General features: G+C 62.8%; 12 protein-coding genes. All 12 read right to left on the bottom strand.

Annotated features, from left to right (window positions below; translation table 11 throughout):
- Positions 1 to 124 precede the first annotated feature (124 nt).
- Positions 125 to 1,402 carry a flavohemoglobin expression-modulating QEGLA motif protein gene (locus PSH86_RS05500; protein WP_109753678.1) on the bottom strand — a complete coding sequence of 426 codons (1,278 nt, stop codon included), beginning with the start codon at positions 1,400 to 1,402 and terminating at the stop codon, positions 125 to 127.
- A 51-nt stretch (positions 1,403 to 1,453) separates the two neighbouring features.
- Positions 1,454 to 2,008 carry a hypothetical protein gene (locus PSH86_RS05495; RefSeq protein WP_305488390.1) on the bottom strand — a complete coding sequence of 185 codons (555 nt, stop codon included), beginning with the start codon at positions 2,006 to 2,008 and terminating at the stop codon, positions 1,454 to 1,456.
- 191 nt (positions 2,009 to 2,199) lie between these two features.
- The gene (locus PSH86_RS05490; protein WP_109753676.1) at positions 2,200 to 2,916 is read right to left on the bottom strand and encodes a TetR/AcrR family transcriptional regulator; all 717 of its coding nucleotides are present in this window, start codon (positions 2,914 to 2,916) and stop codon (positions 2,200 to 2,202) included.
- Positions 2,917 to 3,016: 100 nt separating this feature from the next.
- Positions 3,017 to 4,519 (bottom strand): lysine--tRNA ligase, encoded by a 1,503-nt coding sequence (gene lysS / locus PSH86_RS05485; RefSeq protein ID WP_109753675.1) that lies wholly within the window; start codon positions 4,517 to 4,519, stop codon positions 3,017 to 3,019.
- A 110-nt stretch (positions 4,520 to 4,629) separates the two neighbouring features.
- Positions 4,630 to 5,725, bottom strand: a protein-coding gene (prfB, locus tag PSH86_RS05480; protein ID WP_095963568.1) for a peptide chain release factor 2 whose coding sequence is annotated in 2 segments (ribosomal slippage) — positions 4,630 to 5,652 and positions 5,654 to 5,725 — 1,095 coding nt in all. Because the reading frame shifts where the segments join, the coding sequence is not laid out codon by codon here.
- Between the two features lie 274 nt (positions 5,726 to 5,999).
- Complete coding sequence (locus PSH86_RS05475; RefSeq protein WP_109753674.1) at positions 6,000 to 7,001, bottom strand: diguanylate cyclase domain-containing protein; 1,002 nt, start codon at positions 6,999 to 7,001, stop codon at positions 6,000 to 6,002.
- 45 nt (positions 7,002 to 7,046) lie between these two features.
- Positions 7,047 to 8,057: a chemotaxis response regulator protein-glutamate methylesterase gene (locus PSH86_RS05470; protein WP_109753673.1), complete on the bottom strand. Its 1,011-nt coding sequence runs from the start codon at positions 8,055 to 8,057 to the stop codon at positions 7,047 to 7,049.
- A complete protein-coding gene (locus tag PSH86_RS05465) occupies positions 8,054 to 10,318 on the bottom strand; it encodes a hybrid sensor histidine kinase/response regulator (RefSeq protein WP_109753672.1) in 2,265 nt (754 codons plus the stop codon). Before PSH86_RS05465 ends, PSH86_RS05470 begins: the two co-directional genes overlap by 4 nt.
- Positions 10,315 to 10,986 (bottom strand): chemotaxis protein CheW, encoded by a 672-nt coding sequence (locus PSH86_RS05460; protein ID WP_109753671.1) that lies wholly within the window; start codon positions 10,984 to 10,986, stop codon positions 10,315 to 10,317. The genes PSH86_RS05465 and PSH86_RS05460 overlap by 4 nt, the downstream gene beginning before the upstream one ends.
- Entirely contained in the window at positions 10,983 to 12,248 is a 1,266-nt protein-coding gene (locus PSH86_RS05455; RefSeq protein WP_163855200.1) for a CheR family methyltransferase, read from the bottom strand. The genes PSH86_RS05460 and PSH86_RS05455 overlap by 4 nt, the downstream gene beginning before the upstream one ends.
- Positions 12,245 to 12,781 carry a chemotaxis protein CheW gene (locus PSH86_RS05450; protein WP_109753669.1) on the bottom strand — a complete coding sequence of 179 codons (537 nt, stop codon included), beginning with the start codon at positions 12,779 to 12,781 and terminating at the stop codon, positions 12,245 to 12,247. Before PSH86_RS05450 ends, PSH86_RS05455 begins: the two co-directional genes overlap by 4 nt.
- Positions 12,781 to 14,403 (bottom strand): methyl-accepting chemotaxis protein, encoded by a 1,623-nt coding sequence (locus PSH86_RS05445; RefSeq protein ID WP_109753668.1) that lies wholly within the window; start codon positions 14,401 to 14,403, stop codon positions 12,781 to 12,783. Before PSH86_RS05445 ends, PSH86_RS05450 begins: the two co-directional genes overlap by 1 nt.
- Between the last annotated feature and the right edge of the window lie 309 nt (positions 14,404 to 14,712).

The following is a 14,712-nucleotide window of genomic DNA, read 5'->3' as shown; positions in this document are numbered from 1 at the left end:
AACAGTCCCCCTGTGGGAGCGAGCCTGCTCGCGATAGCGGTCGGACATTCAACATCAATGTTGACTGGAACACCGCTATCGCGAGCAGGCTCGCTCCCACATCTTTAACCGCATCGCATTGTGTTCAAAGGATGTTGGAATAATCCGCTTCGATCCGATCCAGGCTCAGGTGGTTCAGGAAGTTGGAGAAACACATCCAGGCCGACAGCGCGTTCATGTCGCGAAACTGCTCGGGCAGGTACTTGGGCGGTACGACCAGGCCTTCGTCCACCAGTTGCCGCAACGTGCGCATGTCCTCAAGCGTGGTCTTGCCGCAGAACAGTAGTGGCACCTGTTCCAGCTTGCCCTTGCGCACGGCCAACTGAATGTAGTTGTAAACCATGATGAAGCCCTTGAGGTAGGACAAGTCTTTGGTGAATGGCAGCCCGGTCGGCACCGAGCCACGGAACACCCGGCTGGCGTTACCGTAGCTTTCAGCCATTTCAAAGCCCTGCTCGCGGAAGAACTCGAAGATCTGCAGGAAATCGGCCCCCTCCTCCACCATATGAATGGCGCGGGTGCGGTTGGTGAGTTTGCGCAGACGACTGGGGTAGGAGGCGAAAGTGATGATCTCCATCAGGATCGCCAGGCCTTCCTGAGTCACGGTGGATGAGGGCGGCCCCTTGGACAGGAAGGTGCAGATCGGTTGGTTCAGGCCGTTGAGGGTGGTGCCGACATGCACCAGCCCTTCGTGGACCTCCAGCGCCCGCACGTCACGCTCGTTGAACATCGCATCGGTGCGGATCTTGATGTAGTCCGCCCCCGCCGCCGCATCGGCCACGATGCCATCGGACTCGAACACGCGGATGGTTTCCTCGGCTTCGCCGAACACCCGGTTGAGCCGATGCTGCAGCAAGCTGACAGCGTCCTTGGCGGTGAGGATCTTCGGCTCGTCCTTCAGGTCGCCACGGCCATCGATGTTGTTCAGGTAGTCGGACAGCATCAACCCCAGGTCTGCCAGGGTCGGGTCGCCGGCGTGGAACGCATCGGAAGCCGCACCGTACAGCTCCTGGGAAATCAGCCCGAAATCCTCGGTGCCGCGCGCTTCGAGCATGCGCACCACCATGCGGTATTCCTTGCACATGCGCCGCATGATCTGGCCGACCGGGTTGAACTGCCCGAGTTGGCGGGTGATGTCACGCTCGATGTTCTGGAACTCCAGCTTCACCTTGCTGGAATCGAAGGACAACGGCCGGTTGAGGTAATAGTCGCGGTCCACGGCGGGCATTTCCTTGCCCTTGGCCTTGAGGAATCCCTTACGGATGCTGTCATCCCATTTCACCGCGTCGAGAATGCGAATCGGCGTTTGCGCCAGCACAATGCGATCGGACAAGGTGCGTATCGTCTGCTGGTAATCGTCCACCCGGAACTCCTGTGAAAAAACGTCCGCTTGTTGCTGTTATTAGGTTGTTGCTTATTGGGATTTGAGCAGCCGCTGGTAACGCACGGCCTCCGAGAACACATCGGAATTGGCCGGGTCGTCGAGGTAACTGAAGACCTTGTTCATGTCGCTGTCCACCAGCACGCCGTCGCCTTCTTCGCTCGGGTTCGGCTGGCCACTGAGGCGTTTCTGGTCGATGGCCTGGTTAATCTGCTCCAGGTCCAGGTTGTAGACCACCAGCTCCTGTTTATCGGTCAGTTCAAAACCGGCGATCACGAAATGCCCGCCATACCGTGCCGGCACCTTGGCCGACAGGTACCAGCGGCTGCCATGACGGGAGACGGTTAGCGGGATGGCTTCGCGCTCGTGGGGCCTGGCCCTGAAGTAGCTGATGGCCTGGTAGTGGTGTTTGCCGATCTCGGTCAACTCCAGGTTCAACGGCTCACCCCAGGCGTTGGTGCTGGTCCAGTGACCGAGCAAGCCCTTGGGCGCCGCTTCGCTCTCCGGCAACGGCGCCTTGAAGGACACCAGGCAGCCACCGAGCAGCAGCAACGACATGGCCAGTACAACGGCACGCCAGGCTTTCATTGGAACTCCCTATGGCACAGGTTGCCTGTGTCCTCTGTGGCGAGGGGATTTATCCCCGTTGGGCTGCGAAGCAGCCCCCTTGCAGTCAGCTCAGTTAGCCAGATGTACCGAGTTGGCTGGTTTTGGGGCTGCTTTGCAGCCCAGCGGGGATAAATCCCCTCGCCACAGGGGCTGTGGTGAACCCATCGGGGTTACACCGACGCCAGTACCAGGTGCATGTAGCGGGTCAGGATACCGAGCATATCTTCATCGGCTACCGGCTCGGCGCCATTGAGCAAGCCCTGATATTCCATCCGTCCGATAATCGCCGTCAACACTTTGGCATCCTGTTGCGGCTCGCGGGAGCCTAATACCTGGAAAAACTGACACGTGCCGTGCAGCAAAATCTGCTGGTGGGAACGCACCAACTCCGCCAGGCGTGGGTTGAGCAGCGCTTCCTGACGAAAGGCCTGTTCGGCCATCAGGTACTCGCGGCGACTGTCCAGTTGGTGCTGTACATAGTCAGCGGTCATCCGGGCGATGTCGTCCGCCAGTTGCGAGCGTGATTGGGCGCTGCCGTCACCGTAGGCGACCATTTCCCGCAGCAGGCCTTCGTTGTTGGTCCACAGCTTGGCCATGAATGCCGCACTGCGTTCCACGTACTGGGCAAAGGTGTCGGTGAGCAGGTCATCGATGTCCTTGAAATAGTACGTGGTGGCCGACAGCGGCACGCCGGCTTCGGCAGCCACGGCGCGGTGGCGTACGGCTCGCACGCCATCGCGCACCACGATGCGCATGGCCGCGTCGAGAATTTCCTGGCGACGCTGCTCACTGCCCTGTCGGCTGGCCTTGCGGCCCTGGTACTGAACACTTTCAGCGACAGCCGTGGCGACGCCCGCTGCACCTTCTGAAGCCATTGCACGATTCACGACAGGTCTTCCTCTTTTTTTCAAAAGTAACCAATTGATACGTTTGTACCAGACAGGCAATAAAAAGCCGCCCTTCCAGGCGGCTTTTTAGTTGAAACACTTACGCTTGAGGCCGCATGTGCGGGAAGAGAATCACATCCCGGATCGACGGTGAGTTGGTCAACAACATCACCAGGCGATCGATGCCGATGCCTTCACCAGCGGTCGGCGGCATGCCGTACTCCAGGGCACGCACGAAGTCGGCATCGTAGTGCATGGCTTCGTCGTCGCCGGCGTCCTTGTCGGCCACCTGGGCCATGAAGCGCTCGGCCTGGTCTTCGGCATCGTTGAGCTCGGAGTAGGCGTTGGCGATCTCGCGGCCACCGATGAACAGCTCGAAACGGTCGGTCACGCTAGGGTTCTCGTCGTTACGACGGGCCAGCGGCGACACTTCGAACGGGTACTGGGTGATGAAGTGCGGCTGTTCCAGCTTGTGCTCGACCAGCTCTTCGAAAATCATCACTTGCAGCTTGCCCAGCCCTTCGAAGCCGAGCACCTTGGCCCCGGCCTTCTTGGCGATGGCACGGGCCTTGTCGATGTCGTTCAGGTCAGCGGCGCTGATCTCGGGGTTGTACTTGAGGATCGAGTCGAACACCGACAGGCGCACGAACGGTTCGCCGAAGTGGAACACCTTGTCGCCATACGGCACGTCGGTGGTCCCGAGAACAAGCTGCGCCAGCTCGCGGAACAGCTCCTCGGTGAGGTCCATGTTGTCTTCGTAGTCGGCGTAGGCCTGGTAGAACTCGAGCATGGTGAACTCGGGGTTGTGTCGGGTCGAAACACCTTCGTTACGGAAGTTGCGGTTGATCTCGAAGACTTTCTCGAAGCCGCCGACAACCAGGCGCTTGAGGTACAGCTCCGGCGCGATACGCAGGAACATTTCCATGTCCAGGGCGTTGTGGTGGGTTTCGAACGGCTTGGCCGCCGCGCCACCGGGGATGGTCTGCAGCATCGGCGTCTCGACTTCCAGGAAGTCGCGCTTCATCAGGAAGCTGCGGATGTGGGCGATGACTTGCGAGCGCACGCGGAACGTCTGGCGCACGTCTTCGTTGACGATCAGGTCGACGTAGCGCTGGCGATAGCGCTGCTCGGTGTCGGTCAGGCCGTGGTGCTTGTCCGGTAGTGGGCGCAGGGACTTGGTCAGCAGGCGCACGCTGGTCATTTCGACGTACAGGTCACCCTTGCCGGAACGGGCCAGGGTACCTTCGGCGGCAATGATGTCACCCAGGTCCCAGGTCTTGACGGCGGCCAGGGTTTCTTCCGGCAGGGTCTTGCGGTTGACGTAGACCTGGATGCGCCCGGTCATGTCCTGGATCACCATGAACGAACCGCGATTGAGCATGATGCGACCGGCCACCTTGACTGGAATCGCCGCCTCGGCCAGCTCTTCCTTGGTCTTGTCCGCGTACGTCTTCTGCAAGACGTCGCAGTAGGCGTCGCGGCGGAAGTCGTTGGGGAAGGCCTGGCCCTTGGCACGCTCGGCAGCAAGCTTTTCCTTGCGCAGGGCGATCAGGGAGTTTTCTTCCTGTTGCAGGGCTTGCGGGTCGAGTTCTAGGTCGCTCATGTCTTTAAGGATTCCATCACAGGTTCGTTGCCCCCGGCCCCGGGGCCGGAGTTTGCGGGCGAGCCGCGCTCCCTGGTGGAAGCGTGCCTGCCCGCCGCATGGGTGTCGCGTTACAGCCCTTGTTTGAGGCTGGCGATCAGGTATTCATCGATATCGCCGTCGAGCACCTTGTCGCAATCGCTGCGTTCGATGCTGGTACGCAGGTCCTTGATCCGCGAGGCATCGAGCACGTACGAACGGATCTGGTGACCCCAGCCGATATCCGACTTGGTGTCTTCCAGCGCCTGGGACGCCGCATTGCGCTTCTGCACTTCCTGCTCGTACAGGCGGGCCCGCAGCATCTTCATCGCGGTGTCTTTGTTGGCGTGCTGGGAACGCTCGTTCTGGCAGCTGACCACGGTGTTGGTCGGTACGTGGGTAATCCGTACGGCCGAGTCGGTGGTGTTAACGTGCTGGCCACCGGCCCCGGAGGAGCGGTAGGTATCGATGCGCAGGTCCGCCGGGTTGATCTCGATCTCGATGTTGTCATCGATTTCCGGCGAGACGAACACCGCCGAGAACGAGGTATGGCGACGGTTGCCGGAGTCGAACGGGCTCTTGCGCACCAGGCGGTGCACGCCGATCTCGGTACGCAGCCAGCCAAAGGCATATTCGCCCTTGATGTGCACGGTGGCGCCCTTGATCCCGGCGACTTCACCGGCCGACAGCTCCATGATGGTGGCGTCGAAACCGCGTTTGTCAGCCCAGCGCAGGTACATGCGCAGCAGGATGTTGGCCCAGTCCTGGGCTTCGGTGCCGCCGGAACCGGCCTGGATGTCCAGGTAGGCGTTGTTCATGTCCATCTCGCCGCTGAACATGCGACGGAATTCCAGCTTGGCGAGGTTCTCGTCAAGGCGTGTCAGCTCGGCGACGACATCGCCGACCGCACCTTCATCGTTCTCTTCGACAGCCATGTCCAGCAGGTCGCGGCAATCGGCCAGGCCGCTGGACAGTTCATCCAGGGTCTCGACGATCTGCGCCAGCGCGGAACGCTCGCGGCCCAGTTCCTGGGCGTACGAAGGGTTGTTCCAGACATTCGGATCTTCAAGCTCGCGATTGACTTCGGTCAGGCGCTCATGCTTTTGATCGTAGTCAAAGATACCCCCGAATAGTTTCGGAGCGCTCGGACAGGTCCTTGATGGTGTTAAGGATCGGGTTGATTTCCATGGCGGGCAGCACTCGTTGGCGAACTTTTGAAAGCCGGCGAGTATAACGTAATCAAGCGCCAGCGGCAGCCCGCCTGGCGGCTTTAGGGGCAATGAGCTTCAGTGCACGGGCCCCGTGGCGAGGGAGCTTGCTCCCGCTGGGTTGCGCAGCGACCCTGAAACCAGGCGGCTCGGTGTGTCAGATGGGTTGAGTCGCCCATTTTTGGGGCTGCTGCGCAGCCCAGCGGGAGCAAGCTCCCTCGCCACAAAGGTGTCCAAGCCAACCCAGGGGTGATCTATTCAACCCCCACCCGATTGCGCCCACTGTGCTTGGCCACGTACAGCCCCTTGTCCGCCGCCGAGATCAATTGCCGGCTATCGCTACCCTGCTGTGGGGTAAAGGTCGAGACGCCGATGCTGATGGTCAGGTTCTCGCCGCCGTCGGGCGTGGCGTGGGGGATTTTCAGGGCGACGACGTTCTGGCGCAGTTTCTCGGCCATCAGCCGGGCGCCGCCAGGCGAGGTGCCGGGCAGTACCAAGGCAAACTCTTCGCCGCCGTAGCGGGCCGGCAAGTCGGACGGACGGCTGCACGCCTCGCGGATCGCCGTGGCGACCTTGCGCAAGGCCTCGTCGCCCTCCAGGTGACCGAAGTTGTCGTTGTAGGACTTGAAGTAATCCACGTCGATCATCAGCAGCGACAATTGACTCTGGTCGCGCATCGCCCTGCGCCATTCCAGCTCCAGGTACTCGTCGAAGTGCCGGCGATTGGACAGCCCGGTCAGGCCATCGGAGTTCATCAGGCGTTGCAGCACCAGGTTGGTGTCGAGCAGTTGCTGCTGGCTGACCCGCAGCGCGCGATAGGCCGCGTCGCGCTGCAACAGCATCATGTAGGAACGCGAGTGATAGCGGATGCGCGCCACCAGTTCGATGTTGTCCGGCAACTTGACCAGATAGTCGTTGGCCCCGGCGGCAAACGCCGCGCTCTTGACCAGCGGGTCCTCCTTGGTGGACAGGACGATGATCGGGATATCACGGGTGGCCGGATGATTGCGGTACTCGCGCACCAGGCTCAGGCCGTCGAGGCCAGGCATCACCAAATCCTGGAGAATCACCGTCGGCTTGATGCGAACCGCGTGGGCGATGGCCTGGTGCGGGTCGGCGCAGAAGTGGAAGTCGATGTTTTCTTCATTCGACAGCCCGCGCCGCACCGCTTCGCCGATCATCGCCTGGTCGTCGACGAGCAAGACCATGGCGGCGTTCTCATCGCGCTTGAATTCGTCGAGCTGCAGATCATTCATGGTGGCTTACCTGAATACGGCCTGGGGCAAAGCTGGCGGGGTTCTTCATGGGGTAAAAATCTCCAACAACCGTGGCGCGATAGCGTCCAGGGCAAGAATATGGGCGGCGGCGTCGATGGCGGCGGCCGCTTTGGGCATCCCGTACACCGCACTGCTGCGCTGGTCCTGGGCGATGGTCACATAGCCCTGCTGGCGCATGAGTTTAAGCCCTTGTGCACCATCACGGCCCATGCCAGTGAGCAATACGCCCACCGCGTCGCCACTCCAGTACTGGGCGACACTGTCGAAAAACACGTCGATGGAGGGCCGGTAGATCTCGTTCACCGGCTCGGCGGTGTAGGCCAGGGTGCCATCCTTCAACAAACGCAGATGATGGTTGGTCCCGGCCAACAACACGGTACCGCTCTGCGGTGTCTCGCCGTGCCGGGCCAGGCGCACCGTATGGCCCGATACACTGCCCAGCCACTCGGCCATGCCTGCGGCGAACACCTCGTCCACATGCTGGACCAGCACGATGGCCGGGGCAAAGTCACGCGGCAGCGCCTTGAGCAGCACCTCCAGCGCCGCCGGCCCGCCCGCGGACGATCCGATGGCCACCAGGCTCTTGCGCGACACTGCCGCACGCTGCGGCGCTGGCGCGGGTCGTTCACGCTTGTTGCGCTCACCGATCAGCCAGCCGATGTTGGTGATCTTGCGCAGCAACGGCGCCGCCGCGTCCGCCGGGTTACCGACGCCCAGGGCCGGGGTATCGACCACATCCAGCGCGCCATGGCCCATCGCCTCGAACACCCGGTGAACGTTCTGCTGGCTGTCACCAGTGACAATCACGATCGCACAGGGGCTGTCGGCCATGATCCGTCGGGTGGCCTCCACGCCATCCATGATCGGCATGAGCAAGTCCATCAGGATCAGGTCCGGGGTGTATTCGGCGCAGCGCTGCACCGCCTCGGCCCCGTTGGTGGCCACCCAGACCAGTTGATGCGCCGGCTCGAACGCCAGGGCGCGGCGCAGGGCCTCGACCGCTAGGGGCATGTCATTGACGATGGCGATCTTCAAGCGCGTGCCCCTCCGATCAATTCGACCACGGCGTCGAGCAAGGCGTCGTCGTGGAAACTCGCCTTGGCCAGATAATAGTCGGCGCCAGCGTCCAGGCCACGGCGGCGATCTTCTTCGCGATCCTTGTAGGACACCACCATCACCGGTAACGATTGCAAACGGTTGTCACGCCGCAACAGCGACACCAACTCGATACCGTCCATGCGCGGCATGTCGATGTCAGTGATCAGCAGATCGAAATCCTCCGAGCGCAAGGCGTTCCAGCCGTCCATGCCATCCACCGCCACGGCCACGTCGTAGCCGCGACCCCGCAACAACTTGCGCTGCAGCTCGCGCACGGTCAGGGAATCGTCCACCACCAGGATCCGCTTGCGCGGGGCCTGGGCCTGGTCCTGCCGGGCAATGCGTTCCAGGCGCCCGGTATCGAGCAACTTGTCCACCGAACGCAGCAGGTCTTCGACATCGACGATCAACACCACCGAGCCATCGTCGAGCAAGGCCCCGGAAGAAATGTCCTGGACCTTGCCCAGGCGTTCGTCCAAGGGCAAGACCACCAGGGTCCGCTCACCGATGAAGCGCTCCACCGCCACGCCGTAGATCGTCTCGCGCTCGCGGATCACCACGACCTTGAGGGTCTGGCCGTTGTTCTGCGTGGCCGGGCGATTGAGCAACTGGCTGGCGGCGACCAGCCCCACGTGCCGGCCTTCATGCCAGAAGTGCTGGCGGCCTTCGACCTGCACGATGTCTTCCGGCGCCAGGTCGCACATGCGTTCGATGTGGGCCAGGGGAAAGGCATACGCTTCATCGCCGACTTCCACCACCAGGCTGCGCACCACCGATAGCGTCAGCGGCACCTCGAGATGGAAACGACTGCCCTCGCCTGCCGCCTGCTCCAGCACCACCGCGCCGCGCAACTGCCGGACCATGTGCTGGACGGCGTCCAGGCCGACGCCACGCCCGGACACTTCGGTGACGGTGTCGCGCAGGCTGAACCCGGGCAGGAACAGGAAGGTCAGCAGCTCCTCTTCGCTCAGGCTGGCGGCGGTTTGCTCAGGAGAAAGACCGCGCTCGACGATGCTGCGGCGCACCCGCTCCAGGTCCACCCCGGCGCCGTCGTCCGCCAGCTCTAACACCAGCAGACCGGCCTGATGAGAGGCGCGCAGGCGGATCAGGCCTTCGGCGGGCTTGCCGGCCAACAGCCGTTGCTCCGGGGTTTCGATGCCATGGTCCACGGCGTTGCGCAACAAGTGGGTCAGCGGTGCTTCGAGCTTTTCCAGCACATCACGGTCGACCTGGGTTTTCTCGCCTTCAATCTCCAGGCGCACCTGTTTGCCCAGGCTGCGGCCCAGGTCACGGACCATTCGTGCCTGACCCGAAAGCACGTCGGCGAACGGCCGCATGCGACAGGCCAGTGCGGTGTCGTAGAGCACCTGCGCCCGCTGACTGGCCTGCCAGGCGAATTCATCCAGCTCGGCGGTTTTCTGCGCCAACAACTGCTGGGTTTCGGCGAGCAAGCGGCGGGCATCACCAAGGGCTTCCTGGGCTTGCAGGCTCAGGGGGTGAGCCTTGAGGTGCACGTTCAGCTCTTCAAGGGCGCGCAAGCCACTGCCTTGCTGGCGCTTGAGCCGTTGCAGCGTCGCCAGCCAGGGCTTGAGGCGCTGCGTCTCCACCAAGGACTTGCTCGACAGGTCGAGCAGACTGTTGAGGCGCTCAGCCGTGACCCGCAGGACCCGCTCGCCGCCTTCGGTGACCCGCTTGCGTTTCGGCGCCGGTTCCATTGCCTCGGGCGATGGCGCTTGCGACAGCTCGACGCGTACCGGCTCGACTGGCGTCTCGATGATCGGTGGCGCCACCGCCGGGACCTGTGGCGCATTGGGATCGAGAAGACGCCCCATCAACGCCACGTAGGCATCGATGTCCGGGGCGCCGACGCTGTTGCCCGGGGTGGCGATGCGTGTCAGCAGGTCAGTGCCTTGCAGCAAGGCGTCGATATGTTCGGCGCCCAGCACCAGGCGCCGCTCCTGGGCGCTGACCAGGCAATCTTCCATCACATGGGCCACGCTGACCCCGGCGTCCACCCCGACAATACGCGCCGCGCCCTTGAGGGAATGCGCCGCACGCATGCACGATTCAAGATGATCGGCCTGGGTCGGATCGCGCTCCAGGGCCAGCAGGCCGGCGCTCAGCACCTGGACCTGGGCTTCGGCTTCCAGGCTGAACAGCTCCAGCAACGAGGTGTCGCGCATCTGATCGGGGGTCATGACAGGCTCCGGGCCACAGCGGACAGCAACTGTTCTTCATCCAGCCAGCGCAGACTGCGGCCCTTATAGGGCAGCACGCCCCGGGTGTACTTGGCCGCCGATTGCGAAGCGCCCGCCAGGATGCGCTCATCGATGGCGTGGATGCCGTCCACCTCATCCACCGGCACCACCACTGGCCCGCCCTTGGCCGCGACAATCAACATGCGTGGCATCACCCGTGCGCCGGAAACTGCCGCCACGCCGGGTTCCAGGTCCAACAGTTCCACCAGCGACAAGCAAGCCACCAGCGCCCCGCGCACGTTCGCCACGCCCAGCAAGGCCCGTGAACGCTGGTGAGGCAAGGAATGGATCGGCTGCAACGGCGCCACTTCCACCAGGCTGCGCGTCGTCAGGCCCAGCCATTCCTCGCCGAGGCGGAACATCAGCAGCGAACGCGTGACCACATCGCTGTCTACCGGGGCAAGGGACAAATCCCGCTGATCGTGCGGCAAGGCATAACGGTCGAGCAGCCGGGTGGCGGCCGCCGAATACACTGAACAATTACGGCAGTGGATATGCTCGGCCAACAACGGACAGGATTTGTCGCCATGCACACCGATGCGATTCCAGCAGTCGTCGATTGCCTGGGCATCGTCATGGGTGACGGTGTAAGAAGCCGAACCACTCATCGTTTGTGCTCACTGTCTGCCGTGCGCCCGCTGCGGGCGGCACGTTCCTGCAATCGACGGGCTCCGGCCGCGTCTCCCTGGGAAGCCAGCAGCGCCGCCAGATGCACCAGGGCCTCGGCGTGTTGCGGTTCAAGATAAAGCGCCTTGCGATAAAAACCCTGGGCTTCCAGCGCGCTGCCGGCCATGTCGCTGAGCAGGCCCAACCAATAGAACACCTGGGCGTTTGGCGCGTGGCTGCGCAAGTATTCTTCGCAAGTCGCACGGGCCTCGGCGCTTTTGCCGCCGTTGGCCAGGGCGGCGATATTGGCCAGCAAGGTCGCGGCATCGCTGCCTTTGGGCTCGGCAATCGGCGTCACGCTCGCCGCAAACGGTCGCGGCCGAATCACCGGCGGGACAACGCGCGACGGTGGCTGCCGAACCGGCAACGGGGTCGGCATCAACGCCGGCACTGGTTGTGGCTCGGGAGCCCCCTGGCGGCTGAAAGCGAACGATTGAGCAATCCCGATCGAGCGCATGCCCAGTCGTCCCAGCAAGCTGCCCTCGGCAGGGCCGATAAACAGCACGCCGTCCTGATGGGTCAGGCGCTTGAGTACCTCGAACACTTGCTGTTGGGTCGGCTGGTCGAAATAGATCAGCAGGTTGCGACAGAACACAAAATCGTAAGGTGCCTCGTTCACCAGCAGGGCCGGATCCAGCAGGTTGCCCACTTGCAAGCGCACCTGTTCACGCACCCGTTCGCTGAGGCGGTAGCCCTCGTCTTCGGCGTCGAAATACCGCTCGCGAAAACCCAGCTCCGCACCACGAAAGGAATTCCTGCCGTAACGTGCCTCCTTGGCCCGCGCCACCGACAGCGGGCTGACGTCCAGGCCGTCCACCTTGAACTGATGTGGCCCCAGGCCGGCGTCGAGCAAGGCCATGGCAATAGAGTAAGGCTCTTCACCGGTGGAGCACGGCAAGCTGAGAATGCGCAGCGCCCGCAGGTGCTTGATCTCGGCCAGGCGCTTGACGGCCAGCCTGGCGAGGGTCGCGAAGGATTCGGGATAGCGGAAGAACCAGGTCTCCGGAACGATCACTGCTTCGATCAGCGCCTGCTGCTCCTGGGCCGAATGCTGCAGGCCCTGCCAATATTCATCGGCGGTACGCCCGGGCACGGCAATGATGCGCTGGCGCACGGCCCGCTCAATGATCGCGGTGCCGACGGAGGTCACATCCAGGCCGATGCGCTCCTTGAGAAAATCGAAAAACCGCTGGTCGTTGTTCATGGCAGAGCCTCGAGGTCATCGAGGTTCAGCGGCGACGCAGGAAACAGCAGCCCACGCACTGACTCATCGAGCAGGTCATTGACCCGTACCCATTGCAACAACCCATGGGCATCTTCGCGGACCGGACCGAGGTACGGCGCCTGCCGATTGTCCAGGCCGTAGGGTTTGAAATCGGTCGGGTCACAGCGCACGGTGTCGGTCGCCTGTTCCAGGATCAGGCCCAACACCTGTTCCGTTTGTTGTGCGTCGCCCTGATAGCGCACCAGCACCAGTCGCGTGCTGGTCCTGGCCTCGGCACTCTGGCCAAAGGTCAGGGCGCACAGGTCGATCACCGGCACCACCGTCCCGCGCCAGGCAAACACCCCCGCCACCCAGGACGGCGCCCGGGCGATCGGCTTGAGGGGCAGGCGCGGCAGCACTTCCACCACATCGATGGCCTGCAGGGCATAACGCTCGCTGCCGATGCGGAACTCCAGGAACAACGTCTGGCGGGCCGTCGGTGCGGCACCACGCCGGGTCTCGAACTCGCCCATCAGACTTTGAAACGCGAGACGCCGCTGCGCAGCCCCACGGCGACCTGGCTCAGCTCGTCGATGGCGGAACTGGCCTGGCGCAGGGACTCCACGGTCTGGCTGCTGGCATCGCCCAGTTGCACCAGGGCGTGGTTGATCTGCTCAGCCCCCGTGGCCTGGGCCTGCATGCCCTCGTTGACCATCAACACCCGCGGCGCCAAGGCCTGGACCTGATGGATGATCTGCGACAGTTGCTCGCCGACCTGCTGCACTTCGGCCATGCCCCGGCGCACTTCTTCGGAGAACTTGTCCATGCCCATCACGCCGGCCGATACAGCGGACTGGATCTCGCGCACCATCTGCTCGATGTCATAGGTCGCCACGGCGGTCTGGTCGGCCAAGCGTCGGACTTCAGTCGCCACCACGGCGAAACCGCGACCGTACTCACCGGCCTTCTCGGCCTCGATGGCCGCGTTGAGGGACAGCAGGTTGGTCTGGTCGGCCACTTTGACGATGGTCACCACCACCTGGTTGATGTTGCCCGCCTTCTCGTTGAGGATCGCCAGTTTGGCGTTCACCAGGTCGGCGGCGCCCATCACCGAATGCATGGTTTCTTCCATGCGCGCCAAGCCTTGCTGGCCGGAACCGGCGGCCACCGAGGCCTGGTCGGCGGCGGTGGAGACTTCGGTCATGGTGCGCACCAGGTCGCGAGAGGTGGCGGCGATTTCTCGGGACGTCGCGCCGATCTCGGTGGTGGTCGCGGCGGTTTCGGTGGCCGTGGCCTGTTGCTGGCGCGAGGTGGCGGCGATCTCGGTGACCGAGGTGGTGACCTGCACCGACGAGCGTTGGGCCTGGGACACCAGTGAGGTCAGCTCGGCCATCATGTCGTTGAAGCCGGTTTCCACGGCACCGAACTCGTCTTTGCGCGCCAGGTTCAGGCGCCCGCTCAGGTCACCGCTGCGCATGATCTCGAGGATTTCGACGATACGGTTCATCGGCGCCATGATCGCGCGCATCAGCAACAGGCCACACAGTACAGCGATAATCAGCGCGACCAGGAACGACAGGCCCATGGCGACCTTGGCCGCCGTCACCGCATCACCGATGGTCTGGGTGGCGTCTTCCGCCAGTTCACGATTGCGCTCGATAATGTGATTCAGATGCCCGCGACCGCCGATCCATGCCGGCGTCAGCTCTTTATCCAGCGCCAGCCGGGCACCTTCGTAGTCCTTGCGCTGGTACAAGTCCAGGACCTTTGCCATGGCCTGGTTGAATGCCAGGTGATTGGCCTCGAACTCATCGAAAGAGGCCTGGTCGGCGGGGTTCTGGATCAGCTTTTGATAGTTCTGTATTTCTTCGCGCAGGTGCTGCTCGAAGCCCTGGTAGCGGGCCTTGTCCTCGGCGGTGATTTCCCGGTTCCCCGAGAGACCGACAATTTGCTGGGTCAAGACGTAGCTGTCGACCCAGCCACCGCGAATCATGGAACTGTAATACACCCCCGGCACCGCATCGGCCCGCACCTTTTCTTCACTGTCCTGGATCTTCAACAACCGTGAATAAGAGACCACCACCATCAGCAACATAATGGCGATGATCACCGCAAAACTCGCCAGGATGCGTTGGCGCAATGTCCAATTCTTCACAGTAAAACCTCGGGCACTTGAAAATGCTGGGGAGTATAGCCGAGGGCGGCGTCGCATCTGTATGGCGCTGTGGGGTGATTTTGGCGAGGCCGAAGTTCACCGTTTTCTCAAAATGAGCAATGCCCCCTTGTGGGAGCGAGCTTGCTCGCGATAGCGGTGTATCAGCCAATGATGCTGTGACTGACCGGGCGCCATCGCGAGCAAGCTCGCTCCCACAGGAAAATGCGTTGGATACAAGACTGTCAAACGACACTAAACCAGTGTGGGAGCGAGCCCGCTCGCGATAGCGGTGTATCAGCCAATGATGCT

The sequence above is a fragment of the Pseudomonas sp. FP2300 genome, assembly GCF_030687595.1.
Taxonomy (GTDB): domain Bacteria; phylum Pseudomonadota; class Gammaproteobacteria; order Pseudomonadales; family Pseudomonadaceae; genus Aquipseudomonas; species Aquipseudomonas bijieensis.
Note: the sequence above shows the minus strand (reverse complement) of the source record. Positions and strands in the feature narration are given on the sequence as shown.

Excerpts from the sequence above, each read along its gene's own strand:
- PSH86_RS05460 (WP_109753671.1), bottom strand. The coding sequence starts at position 10,986 with ATGAGTGGTTCGGCTTCTTACACCGTCACCCATGACGATGCCCAGGCA.
- PSH86_RS05455 (WP_163855200.1), bottom strand. The coding sequence starts at position 12,248 with ATGAACAACGACCAGCGGTTTTTCGATTTTCTCAAGGAGCGCATCGGC.
- PSH86_RS05450 (WP_109753669.1), bottom strand. The coding sequence starts at position 12,781 with ATGGGCGAGTTCGAGACCCGGCGTGGTGCCGCACCGACGGCCCGCCAG.
- PSH86_RS05495 (WP_305488390.1), bottom strand. The coding sequence starts at position 2,008 with ATGAAAGCCTGGCGTGCCGTTGTACTGGCCATGTCGTTGCTGCTGCTC.
- lysS (WP_109753675.1), bottom strand. The coding sequence starts at position 4,519 with ATGAGCGACCTAGAACTCGACCCGCAAGCCCTGCAACAGGAAGAAAAC.
- PSH86_RS05475 (WP_109753674.1), bottom strand. The coding sequence starts at position 7,001 with ATGAATGATCTGCAGCTCGACGAATTCAAGCGCGATGAGAACGCCGCC.
- PSH86_RS05465 (WP_109753672.1), bottom strand. The coding sequence starts at position 10,318 with ATGACCCCCGATCAGATGCGCGACACCTCGTTGCTGGAGCTGTTCAGC.